Genomic DNA, 22349 nt, shown 5'->3' on the forward strand with positions numbered 1-22349 from the left:
TGTCATGCGCCGTGCACGGCGTCGCTGTCTTGTTGGCGTTGCTTGCAGGTCTTGAAGCCCTTGGCGTCGACATGGCCGGTGGCGTCGAAACGCACGTAGTAGGGCTGCTGGTGGCCATCGCGGTTGAGGATGTAGTCGTTGCAGGTGCCGCCGTGGGGCAGGTCGATGACATTCGACGGGCTGCCGCCGATGGCGATGACCTTCTGCATGGTCATGCCGTGCTCGACCTGCTTGACCAGCGGCTCGTCGCGGTAGGTGACGTAGTCCACCGGGTTTTCCGGGCGGCTGCCGCAGGCGGCGAGGGTGGCGCTTGCCAGAAGGATGGCCAGGGTTCGCTTGTACATGGTCCCGCTCCTTGCTCAGGGTCTGTTCTGCTTGGAACCGCACGGCGCGCCGGGAGTTCGATTGCGCTTGTCTCCGATCGCGCTGTAGGGTGGGCCGGTCTGTTCACGGATGAGGGCAAGGGTGATGAGTCAGGAGCTGGCCACGCGTTATCCACTGGTGCTGGTGCCGGGCATGCTCGGCTTCGTGCGGGCGCTGGTCTATCCCTATTGGTTCGGCATTGTTCCGGCGTTGCGCCGGGGAGGCGCGCAGGTGTTCCCGGTGCAGGTGTCGCCGCTGCATTCCAGCGAAGTGCGGGGCGAGCAGTTGCTGGGCATCATCGAGGACATCTGCCAGCGCACAGGGGCCGACAAGGTCAACCTGATCGGCCATAGCCAGGGCGCCCTCAGTGCCCGTTATGCGGCGGCGAAGCGGCCTGATCGGGTGGCTTCGGTGACGTCGGTGGCCGGCCCCAACCATGGCTCGGAGCTGGCCGACCACCTCGAACGCACGGCACCTGGTGACACTGTCCGGGGGCGCATCCTCAAGTCCGTGCTGCATGGCTTCGCTGTGGTGCTGGGTTGGCTGGAGACCGGCTGGCGCCGCGATCCACTGCCGATCGATGTGCACGCCTCGCACCAGTCGCTGACCAGTGCCGGGGTGGCTCTGTTCAACCAGGCTTATCCACAGGGGTTGCCCGAGGTCTGGGGTGGCGAGGGGCCGTCGGAAGTGAATGGGGTGCGCTATTACTCATGGTCTGGAACCCTGCAACCGGGGCGCACCGACCGTGGCCTTAACCGCTTTGACGGCAGCAACCGATTTTGCCGGCTGTTCGCCTGCTGCTTCGTCAGGGAGAAGGGGCAATGTGACGGCATGGTCGGGCGCTTCAGCTCGCACCTGGGGCAGGTGATTGGCGATGACTATCCGCTCGATCATCTGGATATCGTCAACCAGTCGTTGGGCGCAGTGGGCAAAGGTGCTGAACCGGTGCGGCTGTTTACCGAGCATGCCGCACGGCTCAAGGCTGCGGGGCTGTGAGGAACCTGGGGCTGCTACGCAGCCCTTTCGCGACACAAGGCCGCTCCCACAGGAACAATGCTGCCCCTGAATCAGGTGCTTGATCTGTGGAGCGGCCTTGCGTCGCGAAAAGAGCGCGCAGCGCTCCCCAACGGTCAACGCCTTACCGGCGTGGTCCAACGCTCGGCCAGCAGCACGCCAACCAGTGTCAGCACACCGCCAACCAGGTGATAACTGGCCAACTGCTCATCCAGCACCACTGCCGCGATCACCGCCGTCACCACCGGCAACAGGTTGAAGAACAGCGTGGTCCGGCTAGGCCCCAGGCGATGCACCGCCTGCATCCACACCCGCGGCGCGACCATCGAGGCCAGCAGGCCGGCATACAGCACCAGACCAAGGTTGTGGCCGTTCAGGCCGGTCTTGGGTGACAGCAGGAACAGCGGCAGCAACACCAGGATCGCCACCAGCACCTGCAGGTACAGCAGTTGCAGCGGCGGCAGGCGCAGTTGCCATTTCTTCAGCAAGAAGCTGTACAGCGCATAGGCGAGAGTGGCCACCAGCATCATCAGGTCGCCGGCGTTCAGGCCCTGGTGCAGCAGCACGCCGGGTTGCCCGGCCGAGACCACCTCCAGCACACCGAAGAACGACACCAGCGCACCCAGCAGTGCGCCGTAGGTCAGGCGCTGGCCGAGCCAGGCGATGGACAGGGCCAGCGACATCAGCGGCATCAACGAGAGGATGATGCCCATGTTGGTGGCGCTGGTGATGGCGGCGGCGAAGTACGCCAGGCTCTGGTAGATGGCCATGCCCAGCACGCCCAGTACGAAGATCTTGCCCAGGTGCGGGCGGATGGCTGCGCGGTTGCGCCAGACCTTGGGCAGCAGGAACGGGGTAAACAGCAGGCCGGCCAGCAGCCAGCGGTAGAAGCCGATCTCGGCAGGGAAGATGGCGCCAGCGGACATCTTGGTGACCACAGTGTTGCCGGCCCAGATGAGGATGGCGATGAGGGGGAAGAGGTAATTCATGAGACATCTCGGATTACAGTGAACACCCGTGGGAGGGTGTGATGTCTGCCATTATCGCTTGTCTGTTCGTACGCCTATACTTCCATCCAGACAACCCGCCCCGCGAAGCAGACAGCATGGCCCACAAGTACCTCGACATCCCCCAGTTCGACCAGCTTCCCGCGCCGGTCTACTTCCGTTACGACGAATTCGGCGCCGATACCCGCAGCGCCCCGCACCGCCACGCCTGGGGCCAGCTCAACTATGCCTCCCACGGCCTCATGCACCTGGACGTCGAAGGCCAGCGCTTCATCTCGCCTCCGCACTACGCCGTCTGGGTGCCACCGGACACCGAACACGGTTGCTACAACCCCCAGGCCATCATCTACCGCTCGGTCTATCTGGAGCGCAGCCTGTGCGCCGAACTGCCGGCCCAACCCTGCAGCCTGGTGATCAGCGACATCCTCAAGGCAATCCTCGGCGACTTCGCCCGTCGCGACCTGCACATCGCCCAGGATGAGCGCGACCAGCGCCTGGTCCAGGTGCTGATCGACCAGTTGCATCGGGCACCGGCACAGACCTGCTACCTGCCGTTCGCCCGCAGCGACAGCCTGCGCCAGGTGCTCGAGGCGCTGCACGGCGAGCCTGGCGACAACCGTCCGCTCGCCCACTGGGCCGGGCAGGTGCATGTCAGTGAGCGCACCCTGGCCCGGCAGTTCCTGCGCGAACTGGGGATGAGCTTCGGTGAATGGCGTTTGCGTCTACGTTTTTTACGCGCCATCGAGGCGCTGGAGGTGGGCACGCCGATCCAGTCCATCGCCTTCGACCTCGGCTACAGCAGTGCTTCGGCCTTCATCGCCATGTTCCAGCGCCAGGCCAATTGCACCCCGGAGCAGTACCGGCGGCGGGCGCGGACAGAGATGTAAGAATTCTTGTCTACACTCAGCTGCGACGAGCGCGCATCCGGCGCGCAGGCAAGGAGACCACTCCATGAAGCTGCTGCACGTACCCCTGCTGGTGTTGGGCCTGTTGATCGCGGGCCAAGGGTTCGCCGCCACCGCGCAACAGGAAAAGATGAAGACCTGCAACGCCGACGCCACCACCAAGGCGCTCAAGGGTGACGAGCGCAAGGCGTTCATGAGCACCTGCCTGAAGAAGGATGTCCCCCAGACCCAGCAGGAGAAGATGAAGACCTGCAACGCCGACGCCACCACCAAGGCGCTCAAGGGCGATGAGCGCAAGACCTTCATGAGTGACTGCCTGAAGAAGAAATGACCTGCGCCTATGCCTCTGCCGTGAAGGCTGGCAGACTGCGGGACTTTCCGCTGTCTGCCGTTGAGGCTGTATGACTTTCACTCCCCGCCAGGTCACCCTGGCCAGCTGGATCATCGTCATGGCGGGCCTGTTGCTGGCGCTGCCGCTGAAGCTGCTGCCGAGCCTGCTGGCCGGCCTGCTGGTCTACGAGCTGGTCAACATGCTCACTCCACGGCTGCAACCGCTGATCGCCGGCCAGCGCGCACGCTGGCTGGCGGTGGCGCTGCTTGGCACCCTGGTGGTGAGCACGCTGACGTTGCTGATCGCCGGCGCCTTCAGTTTCCTGCTGCACGAGGCCGAGAATCCCGGCGCCTCGCTGGACAAGTTCATGGGCCTGGTTGAGCGCGCCCGTGGCCAGTTGCCGCCGTTCATCGAAGCCTATTTGCCGGCCAGTGCCGCCGAGTTCAAGGTGGCCATCGGTGACTGGATCAAGAGCCACCTGAGCGACCTGCAACTGGTGGGCAAGGGCATGGCGCACATGTTCGTGACCCTGCTGATCGGCATGATCCTCGGGGCCATCGTCGCCCTGCAGCGCATCCCCGACATCTCCCGGCGCAAGCCCCTGGCGGCGGCGCTGTTCGAGCGCTTGAGCCTGCTGGTGCAGGCGTTTCGCAACATCGTCTTCGCGCAGATCAAGATCTCGCTGCTCAACACCGTCTTCACCGGCATCTTCCTGGCCGTGGTGCTGCCGTTGTTCGGCGTGCACCTGCCGTTGACCAAGACGCTGATCGTGCTGACCTTCCTGCTCGGGCTGCTGCCGGTGATCGGCAACCTGATGTCCAACACCCTGATCACCATCGTCGGGTTGTCGCTGTCGATCTGGGTGGCGATGGCGGCGTTGGGGTACTTGATCGTGATCCACAAGGTCGAGTACTTCCTCAACGCGCGGATCGTCGGTGGGCAGATCAGTGCCAAGGCCTGGGAGCTGTTGCTGGCGATGCTGGTGTTCGAGGCGGCGTTCGGGCTGCCGGGGGTGGTGGCGGGGCCGATCTATTACGCCTACCTGAAGAGTGAGTTGAAGCGGGCGGAGTTGGTCTGACAGATTGCCGGGGCTGCGTTGCAGCCCTTTCGCGGCGCAAGGCCGCTCCTACAGAAGAGCGCGTCCCCCTGTAGGAGCGGCCTTGTGCCGCGAAAGGGCCGCAGAGCGGCCCCGGGATGGCTCAGGCCGCGCCGTAACGCTTGCGCGCCTCGATCGCCAGCCCGCTGCCGATGCTGCCGAAGATGTTGCCTTCCACATGCCGCGCATTGGGCAGCATCGCCGCCACGCTGTTGCGCAGCGCCGGAATCCCGCTGGAACCACCGGTGAAGAACACCGTGTCCACCTGCCCCTCGCTCACGCCGGCCTTGGCCAGCAGCTCGGTCACGCTGCCGCGCACCCGCTCCAGCAACCCGCCGATGGCGTCTTCGAACAGCACCCGGGTCAGCTCGGCCGACAGCTCCGGCTCGATCCGGCCAAAGTCGATGCGGCGGCTGTCGCGGTCGGTCAGCTCGATCTTGCTGGCCTCCACCTCCATCGCCAGCCAGTGCCCGGCGCGCTGTTCGATCAGGTTGAACAGGCGGTCGATGCCGAGGGTGTCCTCGATGTCGTAGCGCATGCTGCCTAGGGCCAGCTGCGATTTCTGCGAGTACAGGGCGTTGATGGTGTGCCAGGTGGCCAGGTTGAGGTGGTAGCTGGTGGGCATCAGGGCACCGCTCTTCATCCGGCTGCCGTAGCCGAACAGCGGCATCACGCCCTGCAGGCTCAGCTGCTTGTCGAAGTCGGTACCGCCGATGTGCACGCCGCCGGTGGCGAGGATGTCGTCCTGGCGCTCGGCCACCTGGTGGCGCTCGGGCGACAGGCGGATCAGGGTAAAGTCCGAGGTACCACCGCCGATATCGACAATCAGTACCAGCTCTTCACCGCTGATGCCCGACTCGTAGTCGAAGGCTGCGGCGATCGGCTCGTACTGGAACGACACGTCCTTGAAGCCGATCTTGCGCGCAACCTCCGCCAGGGTGTCCTCGGCCTCCTGGTCGGCAGCCGGGTCTTCGTCGACGAAGAACACCGGGCGGCCGAGCACCACCTGGTCGAACTCGCGGCCGGCATCGGCCTCGGCGCGCTTCTTCAGTTCGCCGATGAACATGCCCAGCAGGTCCTTGAACGGCAGGGCACTGCCCAGCACGCTGGTGTCGTGCTTGATCAGCTTGGAGCCCAGCAGGCTCTTGAGCGAGCGCATCAGGCGGCCTTCGTAGCCCTCCAGGTACTCGTGCAGGGCCAGGCGGCCGTACACCGGGCGACGCTCCTCAATGTTGAAGAAGACCACCGACGGCAGGGTGATCTTGCCGTCTTCCAGGGCGATCAGCGATTCGACGCCCGGACGGTGCCAGCCGACCGTGGAGTTGGAGGTGCCGAAGTCGATGCCAAGGGCACGGGCCGGGGATACGTCAGACATGAGGAAAGCTTCCGGAGGCAAAACGGCCGCGCAGTTTATGCCAGTCTGCGGCTAAATCAAGACCGGTCGTCTGCGATAGCGCAACCCCGGATGAACCTTGAAAGGCTATGCTTGACCCCAATCTTCAGTAGCAATACGTACATTCACATCGGTGATCCATAGATGGACTTCAAAGACTATTACAAGATACTCGGCGTCGAGGCGAGCGCGGACGAGAAGGCGATCAAGGCCGCGTACCGCAAGCTCGCGCGCAAGTATCACCCCGACGTCAGCAAGGAGCGTGACGCCGAGGACAAATTCAAGGAGGCCAACGAGGCCTACGAAGTGCTTGGCGACAAGGACAAGCGCGCCGAGTACGACGAAATCCGCAAGTACGGCGGCCAGCACGGTCGGCCGTTCCAGGCGCCGCCTGGCTGGGAGTCCCGCAACGGCGGAGGCGGTGGCTTCGAGGGTGGCGATTTTTCCGACTTCTTCAGCTCGATCTTCGGCGCCCGGGGCGGCAACCCCTTCGGTGGCGCCGGTGGCCGGCAACAACGCAGTGCCGGCAGGCGAGGGCAGGACGTGGAGCTTGAACTTGCAGTGTTCCTCGAAGAGACCCTGAACAAGGAATCCAAGCAGATCAGCTTCCAGGTGCCGCAGACCAACGGCGCCGGGCAACGTACCGGCTTCACCACGAAAACGCTGAACGTGAAGATCCCCGCCGGGGTGACCGACGGCGAGCGCATCCGCCTCAAGGGCCAGGGCGCGCCGGGCGTGGGCGGTGGCGCCAATGGCGACCTGTTCCTGACCATCCGCATGGCACCGCACCCGCTGTTCGATGTCGAAGGCCATGACCTGATCATCACTGTGCCCCTGGCACCGTGGGAAGCGGCGCTCGGCGCCAAGGTGGCCGTGCCGACCCTGACCGGCAAGATCAACCTGACCATCCGCCCCGACAGCCAGAGCGGCCAACGCCTGCGGGTCAAGGGCATGGGCCTTTTGAACAAGCAGGGCGAGCGCGGCGACCTGTACGCCCAGCTCAAGGTGGTCATGCCCGCCCAGTCCGATGCCGCCGCGCGCGAATTGTGGACCCAGCTCTGGGAGAAAGCCGCGTTCAATCCGAGGACTCAATGGAGTAAGTGATCATGAGCAGCACCCTGATCGTTCAACTGGACATGCGTACCCTGTGCCAGGAAGCCGATGTGTCGGCCGACTGGGTGATCGAGATCGTCGAGCACGGCATTGTCGAACCGTCGGGGCGAACGCCCGAAGAATGGGTGTTCGATGACCGCGCGCCGGTGACGTTGAAGCGCGCGGTGAAGCTGCATCAGGAGCTGGAGCTGGAGTGGGAAGGGGTGGCGCTGGCGTTGGAGCTATTGGAGGAAGTGCGGCAGTTGCGCAGCGAGAACAGCATGTTGAAGCAGCGGTTGGGGCGGTTCGTGCAGGGGTGACGCTAGCCTGACCTGATATTTTTACCAGTAGACGCTGCCTGGTGGGCGCTCTAGCGTTGAGACTCCATCCGCAGGGTGCGGATCTCTCAATGCAGGAGCGTCGACATGGCTGTGCAGCAAATCACCGAGGCGCAATTCGAAGACAAGGTGCTGAAGGCTGGGAAGCCTGTGGTGGTCGAGTTCTTCAAGTACAAGGCCGATGGCAGCGAAAATGCCAGCAAACGCATGAGCAGGGTCATCGATGACTGGGCAACCAAGGAGCAGGCTGCTGACTTTCTACGGTTACAATTGACTGACGGCTCGACTATTGCCGGCACCTACGATGTTCAGTCGGCGCCGACACTGCTGTTCTTCTCCAAGGGTGAGAAGAAGGAAGAGTTGGTGGGTTATTACACAGAAGATCGGCCTAAGGCGTTGTTGGCACCTCTGCTTTAATTCCGGCGCCCTGCAAGCGTTGGTCTGCCTGCGCGCTGCATGGCACCAGCGTTGCCGGTGTTCGCGGATAAACCCGCTCCCACGGGCGGTCCCGATCTGCTGTGGGAGCGGGTTTACCCTCGGAGGCATCAGCGCCGTTCCGGCGCCGGAGCCAGGACCTTGAAATACAACGCTGTCGGCCGATAAACCCCCTCCGGCCCGCAGGCATAGTCCGGGATCTCCCCCGCCTTGCTGTACCCCAGCGCCCGATAGAATGCCTCCGCCCCGGACCCAGCCTCGGTATCGAGAAACAGCATCCCCCGCCCGATCCGCCGCGCCTCGGCCTCCAGCGCGCTCATCAACTGCTGCCCCAGCCCACGCCGCCGCGCATCGCTGTGCACCAGCAGCTTCTGCACCTCGCCCCGGTTCAGCCCATTGGGCTTCAGGCACAACCCCAGCTGCACACTACCCAGCACCTCCTGCCCCTGGGCGATGACCCAGAGCAGTTGCTCGCCACCGGCCAGCTTTGCCTTCACCTCATCGAAGTAGGCCTTGGCCTGCTGCTCGTCGATATCGGCCATAAACCCCACCGACGCGCCCTGGCGTACCGCATCGAGCAAAAGGGCCACCAGCCCGTCGCGGTAGTACGCCAGGCCTTCGTGGGTGACGCGGTGCAACTGGGCGGTATTCATCGGCTTCAGGTCCTTGAAGGGGGAAGGGTGTTGTCATCCAGGTACAGCTGCATGAAGGTCAGGTCCAGCCAGCGCCCGAACTTCACCCCCACCTGCGGCATCTGCCCGGTGATGCTGAAACCCAGGCGTTCGTGCAGGCGGATCGACGCGGCGTTGCCGCTCTCGATGGCGGCGACCATCACATGTTTGTCGCAGCGGCGCGCGCGCTCGATCAGCGCTTCCATCAGTACAGGGCCAAGGCCCTTGCCACGCTGGTCGCCACGCACGTACACCGAGTGCTCGACGGTATGCCGGAAGCCTTCGAACGGCCGCCAGTCGCCAAATGAGGCATAGCCCAGCACGCCGCTGTCGTCCACTGCCACCAAAATAGGGTAGCCCTGCTGCGCACGGGCCTCGAACCAGGCCAGGCGGTTGCCCAGGTCCACGGGGGTTTCGTTCCAGATCGCCGTGGTGTTGGCCACGGCGTCATTGTAGATGTCGAGGATGCCCGGCACGTCGTCGATCAGGGCGTCGCGGATCTGGTAACTCATGACAGCGTCTCGCAAGGGAAGTGGTTGCAGATTAAATGGTAACCAGGCCGCGTACACCTTCGGTCTGCATGTTTTCACCCCGGCCGCGCTGGACGATTTCGCCGCGTGCCATGACCAGGTATTGGTCGGCCAGCTCTTCGGCGAAGTCGTAGAACTGCTCCACCAGCAGGATGGCCATGTCGCCCCGGTCGGCGAGCTTGCGGATCACCGCGCCGATCTCCTTGATCACCGACGGCTGGATGCCTTCGGTGGGCTCGTCGAGGATCAGCAGGCGCGGGCGGCTGGCCAGGGCGCGGCCGATGGCCAGCTGTTGCTGCTGGCCGCCCGAGAGGTCGCCGCCACGGCGTTGCTTCATCTGCTCCAGCACCGGGAACAGCTCGTAGATGAAGGCGGGTACTTCCCGTGCCTCGCGGGCGGGGAAGCGCGACAGGCCCATCAGCAGGTTTTCCTCGACGGTCAAGCGCGGGAAGATCTCGCGGCCCTGTGGCACGTAGGCGATGCCGGCGTGGACCCTTTGCTGGGGCTTGAGCGTGGTGATTGGCTTGCCTTCCCATTCCACGCGGCCCTCGCGGGCCGGCAGCAGGCCCATCAGGCAGCGCAGCAAGGTGGTCTTGCCCACGCCGTTGCGGCCCAGCAGGCAGGTGACCTCGCCGACCTTGGCCTCGAAGGACAGGCCGCGCAGGATGTGGCTGCCGCCGTAGTATTGGTGCAGGGTGTCGATCTTGAGCATGTGTTGTCCCTGAAATGTCTGCTTTGCCTGTGCCGGCCTCTTCGCGGGTAAACCCGCTCCCACAGGAACTGCGAGCGCATCGATCCCTGTGGGAGCGGGTTTACCCGCGAAAGGGCCGGCACTGGCACCCAAAATCCAAAGCCGATCACCGGCCGAGATACACCTCGACCACCCGCTCATCCTCCTGCACCTGCGCCAGCGACCCTTCCGCCAGCACGCTGCCCTGGTGCAGCACCGTCACATGGTCGGCGATGCTGCCGACGAAGCCCATGTCATGCTCCACCACCATCAGCGAATGCCGACCCGCCAACGAACGAAACAGCTCGGCGGTGAATTCGGTCTCGGCATCGGTCATCCCCGCCACCGGCTCGTCGAGCAGCAGCAACCTCGGCTCCTGCACCAGCAGCATGCCGATCTCCAGGAACTGCTTCTGGCCATGGGACAGCAACCCCGCCTGGCGCTGGGCCAGGGGCAGCAGGCGCAGGGTGGCCAGCACCTCCTCGATGCGCTGGCGCTGCTCGCCGGACAACCGCGCCACCAAACTGGCCCACACCGACTTGTCGGACTTGAGCGCCAGCTCCAGGTTCTCGAACACCGTCAGCGCCTCGAACACCGTGGGCTTCTGGAACTTGCGGCCGATGCCGGCCTGGGCGATCTGGCACTCGCTCATACGGGTCAGGTCGAGGGTGTCGCCAAAGAACGCGGTACCTGTATCGGGTCGGGTCTTGCCGGTGATCACGTCCATCATCGTGGTCTTGCCGGCGCCGTTGGGGCCGATGATGCAGCGCAACTCACCGACGCCGATGTACAGGTTCAGGTCGTTGAGCGCCTTGAAGCCATCGAAGCTGACGCTGATGCCCTCCAGGCTCAGCACCGTGCCATGGCGGGTGTCGAGCCCGGCCTCGCGGCGCCGGCCCAGGCCGATGGCCTCGCGCCCGCTGCCGATCTGGTCGAAGATCGGTTCCAGCATGAATTCCGGATGCACCGGGGGCACGCTTCTCATGGCTGGCTCCTTTTCTTCACAAGGCCGACCACGCCCTTGGGCAGGTACAGGGTGACGAGGATGAACAGCGCACCGAGGAAGAACAGCCAGAACTCGGGGAACGCCACGGTGAACCAGCTCTTCATGCCATTGACGACGCTGGCGCCAAGCAGCGGCCCGATCAGCGTGCCGCGCCCGCCGAGCGCCACCCACACGGCGGCCTCGATGGAGTTGGTCGGCGACATCTCGCTGGGGTTGATGATGCCCACCTGAGGCACGTACAGCGCTCCGGCCAGGCCGCACAGCACGGCGCTGAGCACCCATACCAGCAGCTTGAAGCCACGCGGGTCGTAGCCGCAGAACATCAGCCTGTTCTCTGCATCGCGCACGGCGGTGAGCAGGCGCCCGAACTTGCTCTGGGTCAGGCGCCAGCACAGGAACAGGCTGCCCAGCAGCAGTCCAACCGTCAGCAGGAACAGCACGGCCCGGGTGCCCTGGGCGGTGATGTCGAAACCGAGGATGGTGCGGAAATTGGTGAAGCCGTTGTTGCCGCCAAAGCCGGTCTCGTTGCGGAAGAACAACAGCATGCCGGCGAAGGTCAGGGCCTGGGTCATGATCGAGAAGTACACACCCTTGATCCGCGAGCGGAAGGCGAAGAAGCCGAACACCAGGGCCAGCAGCCCCGGCGCCAGCACCACCAGGCACAGCGCCCAGGCGAAGTGCTGGGTGCCGGCCCAGTACCAGGGCAGCTCGCTCCACGACAGGAAGGTCATGAACCCCGGCAGGCCGTCGCCGGCCGCCTGGCGCATCAGGTACATGCCCATGGCGTAGCCGCCCAGGGCGAAGAACAGACCGTGGCCCAAAGACAGCAAGCCTGCGTAGCCCCAGACCAGGTCCAGGGCCAGGGCGACGATGGCGTAGCAGAGGATCTTGCCAACCAGGGTCAGGGTGTAGGCCGAGACCTGCAGCGTGTGTCCGTCGGGCAGCAGCGACAGCAACGGCAGGGCCAGCAGCAGCAGGACGACAACGGCGCCGACGGCCAGCGACACCTGGGTGCCGGCCTTGCGCGAGGCAGTGACAATCAATGGCTGGTTCATCAGTCGATTACCCGTCCCTTGAGGGCGAACAGGCCTTGCGGGCGCTTCTGGATAAACAGAATGATCAGCGCAAGGATGAGGATCTTGCCCAGCACCGCACCGATCTGCGGCTCCAGCAGTTTGTTGGCGATGCCCAGCCCGAAGGCCGCCCACAGGCTGCCAGCCAGCTGGCCGACGCCGCCGAGCACCACCACCAGGAACGAGTCGATGATGTAGCTCTGGCCCAGGTCCGGCCCGACGTTGCCGACCTGGCTCAGGGCCACGCCGCCGAGCCCGGCGATGCCGGAGCCGAGGCCGAAGGCGAGCATGTCGACGCGCCCGGTGGACACCCCGCAGCAGGCTGCCATGTTGCGGTTCTGGGTGACCGCACGCACGTTCAGGCCCAGCCGCGTGCGGTTGAGCAGCAGCCAGGTGAGCACCACCACGGCCAAGGCGAAGCCGATGATCACCAGGCGGTTGTACGGCAGCACCAGGTTGGGCAGCACCTGGATACCGCCGGACAGCCAGGCCGGGTTGCTCACCTCGACGTTCTGCGCGCCGAAGATCAACCGCACGGCCTGGATCAGGATCAGGCTGATGCCCCAGGTGGCCAGCAGGGTTTCCAGCGGGCGGCCGTAGAGGTGACGGATCACCGTGCGCTCCAGCGCCATGCCGACGCCCGCGCTGACGGCGAAGGCCACCGGCAGGGCGATCAGCGGGTAGAACTCGATGGCGCCGGGGGCAAAACGCTGCAGCAGCACCTGGACCATGTAGGTGCTGTAGGCGCCGAGCATCAGCATCTCGCCATGGGCCATGTTGATCACGCCCAGCAGGCCGAAGGTGATCGCCAGGCCTAGCGCCGCCAGCAGCAGGATCGAGCCCAGCGACAGACCGCTGAAGGCTTGGCCGAGCAGCTCGCCGACCAGCAATTTGCGCTGCACTTGGGCCAGGCTGGTTTCAGCGGCGGTGCGCACGGCGGCGTCGGTTTCGGCGTCGGGTTGTAGTAGCGCTTCGAGGCGGGTGCGGGCCAGCGGGTCGCCGGTTTCGCCGAGCAGGCGCACGGCGGCCAGGCGTACCGCGGGTTCGCTGGCGCCCAGTTGCAGGTTGGCCAGGGCCAGGCCGAGGGCGGCGTGCACGGCGGCGTCCGGTTCGCTGGCGAAGCGGCGGTCGAGGAAGGCCATCTGCGCCGGCTGGGCGGTTTTCTGCAATTGCTGGGCGGCGGCCAGGCGCACGTTGGCTTGGTCGCTGAACAGTTGATGGCTGGACAGGGCGTTGTCGATCAGGCCGCGCAGACGGTTGTTCAGGCGCAGTTTGCGCGTGTCGTTTTCGGCGATGCGGCCCTGGCGCAGGCTTTCCAGCAGCGGCAGGCGGGCGGCATCGGGTTGCGCGGCCCAGGTTTGGAGCAGGTTGGCCTGTTCGGCGGGCTTGGCGCTGAGGAAGAATTCGCCCTCGCTGGCTTGGGATGCCAGGGGCAGAAGTAGGAGGAGGGTGAGCAGGAGTCTGAGCATGCGAGTAATCCTGGAAATCGGCGGTGGATTCTTCGCGGGTAAACCCGCTCCCACAGGTAGGGTGCAAGGCCTGAAACCTGTGCGGTCCCTGTGGGAGCGGGTTTACCCGCGAATGGGCCGCAGCGCGGCCCCATGCACTCAGTTACCTTTCACTGCATAGTCCGGCCGCTTGTCATTCCCCGGAATGAACGGGCTCCAAGGCTGCGCCCGCAGCGGCTGCTCGGTCTGCCACACCACACTGAACTGCCCGTCATCCTGGATCTCGCCGATCATCACCGGCTTGTGCAGGTGGTGGTTGCTCTTGTCCATGGTCAGGGTGAAGCCCGACGGCGCCTTGAAGCTCTGACCGGCCAGCGCCTCGCGCACCTTGTCCACATCGGTGCTGCCGGCCTTCTGCGCCGCCTGCGCCCACATGTGGATACCGACGTAGGTGGCCTCCATCGGGTCGTTGGTCACCGCCTTGTCGGCCCCCGGCAGGCCCTTGGCCTTGGCATAGGCCTTCCAGTCGGCGACGAACTTCTGGTTCACCGGGTTATCCACAGACTCGAAGTAGTTCCACGCCGCCAGGTGACCCACCAGCGGCTTGGTATCGATGCCGCGCAGCTCCTCTTCACCCACCGAGAACGCCACCACCGGCACGTCGGTGGCCTTCAGCCCCTGGTTGGCCAGCTCCTTGTAGAACGGCACGTTGGAGTCGCCATTGACCGTGGAAATGACTGCCGTCTTGCCGCCTGCCGAGAACTTCTTGATGTTGGCGACGATGGTCTGGTAATCGCTGTGGCCGAACGGCGTGTACACCTCTTCGATGTCCTTGTCGGTTACGCCCTTGCTGTGCAGGAAGGCGCGCAGGATCTTGTTGGTGGTGCGCGGGTAGACGTAGTCGGTGCCCAGCAGGAAGAAGCGCTTGGCGCCGCCGCCGTCCTCGCTCATCAGGTACTCGACGGCCGGGATCGCCTGCTGGTTGGGCGCCGCACCGGTGTAGAACACGTTCGGCGACATCTCTTCACCCTCGTACTGCACCGGGTAGAACAGCAGGCCGTTGAGCTCCTCGAACACCGGCAGTACTGACTTGCGCGACACCGAGGTCCAGCAGCCGAACACCACCGCCACCTTGTCCTGGGTCAGCAACTGGCGACTCTTCTCGGCGAACAGCGGCCAGTTGGACGCCGGGTCCACCACCACCGCTTCGAGCTGCTTGCCGTTGACCCCACCCTTGGCGTTGATCTGGTCGATGGTCATCAGCGCCATGTCCTTGAGCGAGGTCTCGGAAATCGCCATGGTCCCCGACAGCGAATGCAGGATGCCGACCTTGATGGTCTCGGCGGCCTGGGTGCTCCAGCTCAGGCCCATCGCGGCGATCGATGCGCCGAGGGTGAAGGCCTTGATCAGACTGCGTCGCTTCATGTGCTCTCTCCGCTGAGTTTTTATGGTGTTGGCCAAGCGGGGAGGGGTGTTGCAAGGGGTGTGCCTAGTGGCGCAAGTAGTGTGATAGAGGGGTTGTGCGAGGTGTTGGGGCGTTGTTCCGGTCCAGCTCGGTGCCTGAGGGCTTTGCGTGCACAGGATTGGGGCTGCAGAGCAGCCCCGAGACCATCAGCCGTTACGCATCACCCTGCTTCACTGACCCAGCCTCTTTCCTGATCTCGCCTATCTCCTTGATGAACGCTTCATCACCCGTCTTGGCCGTGTAAACCATGTTGAACCGTATATCCTCGATGATCGAAAGGTCCTTGAGCAGGTCCTCATCGCCCAACAGTTCCAGCGTCCACTGCGAGATGGCGCCGGTGCCTTCGAACGGCAGGTAACGGCCATCGTGGAACATCAACTCGTACACCCAGGTACCGGCATCGTAGCCAAGCCCGTCTTCGGCCACGGTCGACGACAATGCGATCTGCTGGTTTTCGCGGGGATTGCGCTGCACCAACCTGGGGTTTTCACGCGCGTCCGTTACCTTTTTGTCGCTTTCATTTCCAGGGTAGAACGAGCGGGCTGCACCCTTGTCCGGCTCGAGCAGCGTAGAGCTACCTGTCTGCTTGAGAATTGCACACAGCTCCTCCGGCTTTTTGTCTGCCTTGAGTACGAGCGTGACGGACACGTACTTCAGTTGGCGCAAGTAGTGGCCCGGGTAACCTTTGTCGAAGTCATCTGCCTTGAACTCGAACGTGTGCTTCAGCGAGGTGGTACGGTCGGCCTCCGTCTTGAAAATGCCGGCCCACTTTTCTTCTGGCTTGATTGCAAAACTGTCCAGTTGTTTCTTGAGGCTGAACGACTTCTTGATCGTCAGCCGCCGCTCGTTCCTGGCCAGGTATTCATTCTCCATCTGCTGCAAGTTCACCAGCAGCGATTCACCCACCAGCATGCCTTTGTAGTTGTCGCGCCAGGCTCTGGTATCGATGAAGCTGTCACGCCGGTAGTCACCGATCTCGTAGCGCCAGGCGGCTTCTACCCCCATGCACAGCGAGCGTACAGCGTCGTAGGCAGCGCCGTAGATATGCTCCTGGCGTGCCACCAGCCAGTTGTAGATGGGGATGATGGTGAACCCGGTGGTCATGGACACGTAGGCTTCCTTCAGGTTAACCAGATCCTGTCGGCACTTTTCAAGGTTGATGGTGCTGGCATTGAGTTCGATGTTGGTTTCGGCCAGTTGTTGGTCAATGATCTTCAGGTCCCATTCAGCCTGGCTTTTATCGAATGCCCAGCCGGCGGCGCGGCGGTTATAGGCTGCCTGGATTACCAGTTCATCGGCGATGACATTGCTGATGTCGGCTGCCATCTCGAAGCCTTGGCCAAGCCAAACGTTCATGGCTTCAGGTTTGTTCCCCCCCACCGCCAACCCGTAGATCGTGGGGACCGTAACACCCAATGCGCCCGCGATTGCAAAGTTATAGATGGCTGCAGCCTTGCTGGCTTTCGACATCCAAGAGAAGGCGGTGGCTAGTTCTTCTTCGGGAGAGCGACCGACATCGATGAGTTCGCCGAAATATTCTTTCTGCGCCAGCGCTTTGTCGCGGCTGATCAGCAGTACCTTTTTCTTGGCTTCAACGCCGCTGATGGCTTCTTTCTGCAAGCGGATCGCGAAATCGGCCATCTTGATATCCTGGGCTTTTAACTGCACCGCCAGGCTGGTGTTGAACTCTTCCTCCATCAAGCTCATGTAATGCCTGCCGAAGTCCGACAGCTGCTGGGCCGCTGCCTTGGCGAGTGGCAGCAACTGGCGGAAGCGGTAGTGGGGAATGGCATTGAGACCACTGCGGTAAGGAATTGGCACGTTGCTCACGCCGCCTCGGTCGTTGTCGAAGGCGTCCAGGCTTTCACTGTTCCAGTCCAGCGGCGGCAAGGCCTTGCCATCCAGGGTCAAGCCGTGGCGCAGGTTGTGCAGGCGGCTCAGCAGGGTCTTGCGCAACGCTAGTATCCTGGGGTTGAGCGGGCTCCTGAAGGCACTTGCGCTGACCGTGGCAAGGGTGGCTGGTTTCCAGCGCGAGGCATCGCCCTGGTTGGGCAGCGGGCCCAGTAGCTTCAACGCCTGCTGGTAGCACATCCAGGCGTGGTTGAGGTTGCTCAGGGTCGGCTGACGATAATAGTGGTCGCCCTGTTGCTGCCAGTTGTCCAGCAGCGCAAGGTAGATGGCCTGCTGATAATGCCGTGACTGGATGAAGACCTGATCGATGGGCTCCACCCTCTTGCGCAGTGCCGAGCGCAAGGTGCCCACTTGCGAGAGCGGGCGAGTACACCAGGGGGCTGGTCTGCCCTGCTCGTCCGCGTGGATTCGGTAGGGGTTGAACAGGTAGCGCAGGTACCAGTCCTCTGCCTCCTCGAACTGACACTGCTCGGTCAGGCGCATGGCAATCATCGCCGGCACATGCAGGAACAATTCACGGAAATAGAGCGCATTGGCGCCATGGAAGTCCATCTCTATTGTCTTGGTCGCGTCGTCGAGGTCAGGTTCGAGGAGTGTCTGGGTGTCCCAGTCCAGTACGCGATGGATGCTCTGACTGGCACGGGCGACCAGGTTCTTACCGAACAGAGTATTGAGGCGGATCTTGTCGTTCGTGAGGCGGGGCTGGAACACCTTGGCCAAGCTCAGGTCCAGGTATTGAGCCTGCGCTGTGTTCGAGGCAAGGCAAACAGACCATAATTCATCGACTTTAAGGTCCTTGACGGTAACGGTGTAGACGCTTTTATTGAGTAGCGTGCTCCCATGCTGATACTTCAGGGTGATTTCATATTCAGTGTCAGGGGTGTAGAGGAATTTCACGCGAGCGGCCAAGTGCTTGTGGTTCACCGAGAGATGGTCAGAGGCGGAGTGTGTGCTGTTGCCATTTTTTACACTGATTTCAAGCTTGAAATTGTTCCCCCAACTTCCATCCAGGAACCGTTCCTTGTTGTACAGAACACTGGCCGTCAGTTCTTTTTTACGGGCAGATGAAACTGCGAGGTGCAGGGTGAATGCTTGTTCTTTGGCTATTGCGGCGAAGCCGGCCTTGTCGCCAAGACCCGGTGGTGTTTCTTCGTGTGATTTTTCGTTACGCTCGATCACCACGGAAGTGCCGTTATAAGGGTGCTGGACTGTTTGAGCATTTTTATAACTTCTGAACAAGGCCTCGACGAGCTCTTTCTTGACGTTTGGGTCGTATTCCTTTCTTTCTATCAAGAGCAAGTCACGGCTCTCAAGGTGGTAGTCATCTGTGGTTGGTTTTTGAGCTGTTTTACCTTCCGTTGTTTCGTATCTTTTACTGTAGTCCACACTGCTGTCGTAGAGCAGGGCCGTGAGCCATGGATCGTTTTCTCGCTCGCCTTCGTCGTTGACCACGACAATCAGGCCGGGCTTGAAGTCGAGGCTTTTTGCATAAATCTTTTCATCCCAGTTGCCTTTGTCGTCATACCCGTCAAGACACAGCAGCTCATTGCTCGTACTCCATGTGCCATCGCTTTGGCGGAAAGCGTAATGCACCGACAACCGGCGTTTGCCGTGCAGTGTCTTGCTGGCATCCTTCTCCTTTGGCAGATCCGAGCTGGCGCGCTCCACCCAGAAAACATAATGACGCTTGGCGATGACCACTGGCCGTACAGCATCGAAGCACTTGCCGTCGTTCACGCTTTGCGCAATTTCGCCCGAGGGCGACAGGTCGACTTTCTCCCATTCACTCCAGGCCAGGGGGCTGATCCGGTCTTTGTCGTCCCGCAGGTTGAGGTCCAGGGTTCTCCAGTAGTACTGGTACGGCGTGGTATTGGTCTTGGCAATCAAGTGGTAGGTGTCATGCTTGGGATCATGCCCATCCAGATACCCACTGATCACTTGCAGGTTGCTGACCCGTTCGAACTTAGTCAGGTAGTTGCAGATCGCCGTGTCCAGCAGCGACGTGTCCATCTTGCCCTGATTGATCTCGACCTCGAGCTCCTGGAATGCCACGGTCTTGTTGGGCCGATCGGCGTAGTAGATGAGGTTTGCAGGGTGATTGCGCTGTTCCACGAGCCGTTTCCAGGTTCCGTACTGGCCCAGCCCTTGCTGCCATTGTGCCTGGAGCGTGCCTGAGGGCGTGGCGTCTGCGTATCCGGGCTCAAGGCGGGCCAGCAAACGGGAAACATAGTGCTGCAAGCTGCCGATGGCCTGATTGAGCGGCGTGGTGTTCACCTGACTGCCGACGAAGGCATCGCAGAGGCAGTAGTCGGACAGGTCATCAATGCTGCTGATGCTCCTGGTGTTGTCCTGCGCAGGCGCCCAGTGCGCGATCAGGTAGCCGGCCAGCGCGTCGCGCCAGCTTTCTTGTGCATGTGCTTCAACCGTTTCGCGCGTCGCATCGCCGCTGGCGGCCAGGAACAGCTGGCTGATGGCTTCGAACTCGATGTAAGGCGATGCCTCATCCAGTTCCGCGAGGTCCAGCAGGCTGCCGCTGGAAAGGCCGGTTCTTGCACTGAGCGCTTGTACACGCAGGATGAAGTCGATGTCTGAAACGGTCGTGGGTACGCACGGTAGCCATTCCACGCTTCTGACCTTGCCGCCGTCCAGCGCATCAAGGGTGATGGGGAAATAGCCGCGTTTCACGTCGCTCTTGTATTCCTCGCCTTTGGCTTTCCAGAGTTCGGGCTTGTGGGCCTTTTCGTATTGCTCCGGCGAGAGCAGCAACGGCTCTGGATTCTCGGCGAGAAAGGCCACCAGCTTGTCGACCATCGACTGGTGAGCGCCCTTGAACGCATAAGAGGCTGTGTATCGGTAGATGAATTCGCAGAAGAACGATTCCTCGCCCATTTCCTCGTACTTGCTTTTTTCCGCCGGCGTGAGGCTGGCCAGGTAGTCGTCAAATGTCGCGCGGGTGTTGCCTGCGTAGGTGGCTTTCTCGATGTGCGGGCTTGCTTCGAGGGTTTCCTGGGCGGTCCAGCCGATCAGTTCGGCCAGTCGCTTGCTCGCTTCTGTCACTTTGCCGGGTTCGAGGCTGTAGGGGTGGTTGGTCAGGTAACCGATGACGTCTTGCTCGTCATGCTTGTGCTGCTGGCAGACGATGACCCAAGCACGGAAGCGGCTGAGCTGATAGCAGAGATCAAGGTTGAGCGTGATGCCTGTCGCCGGTGTGCTTTCGAGGTCGAACCACGCGCCGTGGTTGCCTGGTGCATCCACCATGCCTGGGGTGAGGCGAAGCGCCTTGATCAGTTCACCGCAGCGCATCACTTTGGACCAGAGAGCGCCCGTGAGCTTCTCAAGAATGGCTCCGAGTTGCTTCGGGTCTTTGCCTTTAGCTGCCTCGTGAATGTTCTTGAGAAGGCCCTCGGCTGTTGTGCCGCACCATTTCAGCAGCGGTGCGACATGCAGTTTGGTCACCTCTTGCCGGCCTGATGCGTCGGCCAAGGCCAATCCCAGCATGGTGGCGGCAAGATCCTCCAGCTTGCTGTTGCTCTTGTCGGAGAAGGCCTGATCAATTGCCTGCAGATGATCGCCGATGACCTGGCCCAGTCGACTGTCCTGTGTAGGTTTCGCCTCGCCAGTCGGTGTCAGGGCGAGCAGCAGCGTCGTTGGCTGGATGCGCTCCTGGCGCAACCACTGGTCGAGATTGACCAGGGCGACCAGCATGTCGAGCACGTCGGGTGCGTTCAAATCGCTGATCTGCGGCGTGCCTGCCAACTGGTCCTGCAAGGTTGTGCCTGTACTGCCGAGCAATGCCAGAAGTGCCATGGCATCGTTGGGTGTGCGTTTGAGCAGCCGATGCAAGCGGCTCAGGCGATACAGGGATGACAGCAACGCCAGCGACAGGGTCGGGCTCTTCAGGTTCAATGCCTTGCAGGCCATCTTCAGGTAACCCAGTGTCACCGGCTCGGTCACGCCCAAGGCACTGCTCAAGGCAGGGAGTACCTTGTATTGGCCGTCGCCGCGATCGGCAGGGTCGAACGCGCGGCCATCGATGACCAGACTGCGCTGGCCCTGGGTGGTCCCCTGACCATCGAGCACGCGGTCTAGCATCGGTGTCCGCTCACCCACGCTGTAGGCCGACACTTCGAGCACCAGGGCGGCGAACTGTTCGGCACTGACGTCATAGGTGTCTTTCAGGTACTGGAACACGCCCAGTGCCCGCAGGGTGGCGGGCGTCAGGTGCCAGTTGCCGATCTGCCCCTCGGCGCGCAGGATCGACATGAGCAGCAGATCCACATCGGCGAAAGGCAGTGCCAGCGCACGTTGCAGGTGGATCATCTGGTACATGCGCGACAGGCAGTCGTAGTCGAGGGCGTCGAACTTCAGTGCGATGCCAGGGCTCTCCAATCCATCCTTGACGGTCAGTGCGGTCTTGCGCCGGGCGTTGATGTACGCCGCGCCGGGGTGGTACTTGTCGACAGCGTGGGTGGTGATCGGGTAGGCATCGGAGCGTCGTACGCTGCTGAAGCCGGATTTGGCGTTGTCGTCGATGCTCGACACCGCGATCATCTCCAGCACCTGCTCGGTGGTCAGCCCGGTTCGCTGGCAGTAGGTCTCCACATCCAGCAGCGCTTCGATCGCTTTCTTGGCGTCGGTACTGTTGTCGTACCCATACCAGGCACGCCACTCGTTGCCCGTGCTTCTCAACGGTTTCTCGGCCAGCAGCAATGCTTGCAGGGCAGGGCTGAACCCTGTGGCGTTGCGCATCACCTTACGCAGTTCCTGGGTGCGCAGTTGGCCATGGCGGAAGCTCGGGTAGGTGTACTCCGCCTGCTGCAACAGCTCGAAGTGAGGGATTTTCCTGTGCTTGAGTATTGCCTTGATCTGCTCCTGCGCCGCGTGGAACGGCAGGTTGGCGTGCTGGCCTGCCTCGGCCAGTACTTGCGGCAGGTGGGCGTCGCTTCCCGCATGCGCCTGCGCGGTGCGGGCAAGGCTGCGGATCGCCAGGGTCAGTGCCGTGACCGGTTGTTCCAGGCTCTTGGGGTCCAGCATCAGTTCGCCGATGTCGGGGCGACGCTGGGCCAGTGTCCGCCGGGCAGTGGAGGTACTGCTCGCCTCCTGTGCCAAGGCCTCCTGATACAGCGCATGCAGATAGGCGACTGGCCCGCAGTTCGCCTCGGGGGCGTCCGGGTTGCAGGTGTTGGCGAGCTGTTCGGGGAACAGCTTGGCGTAGGTGTTGGCGGTATTGTCGATTTGCTGGACGGTCATGGTGATCAACTCCCTGATACGTGATGGACACGGCTGCTGCAGGATGGGCGCTGAGGCTATTTGGAGGGCACGAGGGGAAAGGCACAACTGGCAAAAATGCCAGGTCACGACTGTTCAGGAGAGGATCGGCAGCGAACGTTTTGACACAAAAGCGGTACTTGAGTACCGTGCCGCACCGCAGTAGTTTCTGCGGTTCGGGATTGGCGTCCCGTATTCAGAGAGATCGAGCACTGACGCACCTTGCGGCGGTGTTCTGCATGGCTGCACCCGTTATGGGCGGCGCCGTGTGTG

The 22349-nt window shown here is 62.8% G+C and carries 18 protein-coding genes; 7 read left to right on the forward strand and 11 right to left on the reverse strand.

Features of this window, described 5'->3' with window-relative positions:
- Window positions 1-2: 2 nt before the first annotated feature.
- A complete protein-coding gene (osmE, locus tag DMX06_RS04405; protein ID WP_028688233.1) occupies window positions 3-344 on the reverse strand; it encodes an osmotically-inducible lipoprotein OsmE in 342 nt (113 codons plus the stop codon).
- A 124-nt stretch (window positions 345-468) separates the two neighbouring features.
- Between osmE and DMX06_RS04410 the strand changes: the two genes are divergently transcribed.
- On the forward strand, window positions 469-1359 hold the full coding sequence (locus DMX06_RS04410) for an esterase/lipase family protein (protein ID WP_110734950.1): 891 nt from the start codon (window positions 469-471) through the stop codon (window positions 1357-1359).
- Window positions 1360-1493: 134 nt separating this feature from the next.
- On the opposite strand, the gene DMX06_RS04415 is transcribed toward DMX06_RS04410, so the two are convergent.
- Window positions 1494-2366: a DMT family transporter gene (locus DMX06_RS04415; protein WP_110734953.1), complete on the reverse strand. Its 873-nt coding sequence runs from the start codon at window positions 2364-2366 to the stop codon at window positions 1494-1496.
- Window positions 2367-2482: 116 nt separating this feature from the next.
- On the opposite strand from DMX06_RS04415, the gene DMX06_RS04420 reads away from it, so the two are divergent.
- The 3 genes from DMX06_RS04420 to DMX06_RS04430 all read left to right on the forward strand — a co-directional run bounded on the left by DMX06_RS04420 (window position 2483) and on the right by DMX06_RS04430 (window position 4698).
- A complete protein-coding gene (locus DMX06_RS04420) occupies window positions 2483-3271 on the forward strand; it encodes an AraC family transcriptional regulator (RefSeq protein WP_110734955.1) in 789 nt (262 codons plus the stop codon).
- Between the two features lie 64 nt (window positions 3272-3335).
- Window positions 3336-3620, forward strand: a complete 285-nt coding sequence (locus DMX06_RS04425; protein WP_050707114.1) for a PsiF family protein — start codon at window positions 3336-3338, stop codon at window positions 3618-3620.
- Between the two features lie 70 nt (window positions 3621-3690).
- On the forward strand, window positions 3691-4698 hold the full coding sequence (locus DMX06_RS04430; RefSeq protein ID WP_110734957.1) for an AI-2E family transporter: 1008 nt from the start codon (window positions 3691-3693) through the stop codon (window positions 4696-4698).
- Between the two features lie 121 nt (window positions 4699-4819).
- Here DMX06_RS04430 and DMX06_RS04435 read toward each other — a convergent pair whose 3' ends face one another.
- Window positions 4820-6091, reverse strand: coding sequence for an Hsp70 family protein (locus tag DMX06_RS04435; protein WP_110734960.1), 1272 nt, complete (start codon window positions 6089-6091; stop codon window positions 4820-4822).
- A 162-nt stretch (window positions 6092-6253) separates the two neighbouring features.
- Between DMX06_RS04435 and cbpA the strand changes: the two genes are divergently transcribed.
- The 3 genes from cbpA to DMX06_RS04450 all read left to right on the forward strand — a co-directional run bounded on the left by cbpA (window position 6254) and on the right by DMX06_RS04450 (window position 7956).
- Entirely contained in the window at window positions 6254-7213 is a 960-nt protein-coding gene (cbpA, locus tag DMX06_RS04440; protein WP_110734963.1) for a curved DNA-binding protein, read from the forward strand.
- 2 nt (window positions 7214-7215) lie between these two features.
- Window positions 7216-7521 (forward strand): chaperone modulator CbpM, encoded by a 306-nt coding sequence (locus DMX06_RS04445; protein ID WP_110734966.1) that lies wholly within the window; start codon window positions 7216-7218, stop codon window positions 7519-7521.
- A gap of 105 nt (window positions 7522-7626) precedes the next feature.
- Window positions 7627-7956, forward strand: a complete 330-nt coding sequence (locus DMX06_RS04450) for a thioredoxin family protein (RefSeq protein ID WP_110734968.1) — start codon at window positions 7627-7629, stop codon at window positions 7954-7956.
- Between the two features lie 128 nt (window positions 7957-8084).
- On the opposite strand, the gene DMX06_RS04455 is transcribed toward DMX06_RS04450, so the two are convergent.
- The 8 genes from DMX06_RS04455 to DMX06_RS04490 form a co-directional block, all read right to left on the reverse strand.
- Window positions 8085-8627 carry a GNAT family N-acetyltransferase gene (locus DMX06_RS04455; protein ID WP_110734970.1) on the reverse strand — a complete coding sequence of 181 codons (543 nt, stop codon included), beginning with the start codon at window positions 8625-8627 and terminating at the stop codon, window positions 8085-8087.
- Between the two features lie 5 nt (window positions 8628-8632).
- Complete coding sequence (locus tag DMX06_RS04460) at window positions 8633-9157, reverse strand: GNAT family N-acetyltransferase (RefSeq protein WP_110734973.1); 525 nt, start codon at window positions 9155-9157, stop codon at window positions 8633-8635.
- Between the two features lie 31 nt (window positions 9158-9188).
- Window positions 9189-9887 carry an urea ABC transporter ATP-binding subunit UrtE gene (gene urtE, locus DMX06_RS04465; RefSeq protein WP_110734975.1) on the reverse strand — a complete coding sequence of 233 codons (699 nt, stop codon included), beginning with the start codon at window positions 9885-9887 and terminating at the stop codon, window positions 9189-9191.
- A 145-nt stretch (window positions 9888-10032) separates the two neighbouring features.
- Complete coding sequence (urtD, locus tag DMX06_RS04470) at window positions 10033-10890, reverse strand: urea ABC transporter ATP-binding protein UrtD (protein WP_181427776.1); 858 nt, start codon at window positions 10888-10890, stop codon at window positions 10033-10035.
- Window positions 10887-11966, reverse strand: coding sequence for an urea ABC transporter permease subunit UrtC (gene urtC, locus DMX06_RS04475; RefSeq protein ID WP_110734978.1), 1080 nt, complete (start codon window positions 11964-11966; stop codon window positions 10887-10889). Before urtC ends, urtD begins: the two co-directional genes overlap by 4 nt.
- Window positions 11966-13453 carry an urea ABC transporter permease subunit UrtB gene (gene urtB / locus DMX06_RS04480; RefSeq protein WP_110734981.1) on the reverse strand — a complete coding sequence of 496 codons (1488 nt, stop codon included), beginning with the start codon at window positions 13451-13453 and terminating at the stop codon, window positions 11966-11968. Before urtB ends, urtC begins: the two co-directional genes overlap by 1 nt.
- A gap of 138 nt (window positions 13454-13591) precedes the next feature.
- Window positions 13592-14857 (reverse strand): urea ABC transporter substrate-binding protein, encoded by a 1266-nt coding sequence (gene urtA, locus DMX06_RS04485; RefSeq protein ID WP_110734983.1) that lies wholly within the window; start codon window positions 14855-14857, stop codon window positions 13592-13594.
- A gap of 193 nt (window positions 14858-15050) precedes the next feature.
- A complete protein-coding gene (locus DMX06_RS04490; RefSeq protein ID WP_110734986.1) occupies window positions 15051-22058 on the reverse strand; it encodes a Tc toxin subunit A-related protein in 7008 nt (2335 codons plus the stop codon).
- Window positions 22059-22349: the final 291 nt, after the last annotated feature.

This window comes from Pseudomonas mosselii, assembly GCF_003205295.1.
Lineage (GTDB): Bacteria > Pseudomonadota > Gammaproteobacteria > Pseudomonadales > Pseudomonadaceae > Aquipseudomonas > Aquipseudomonas mosselii_B.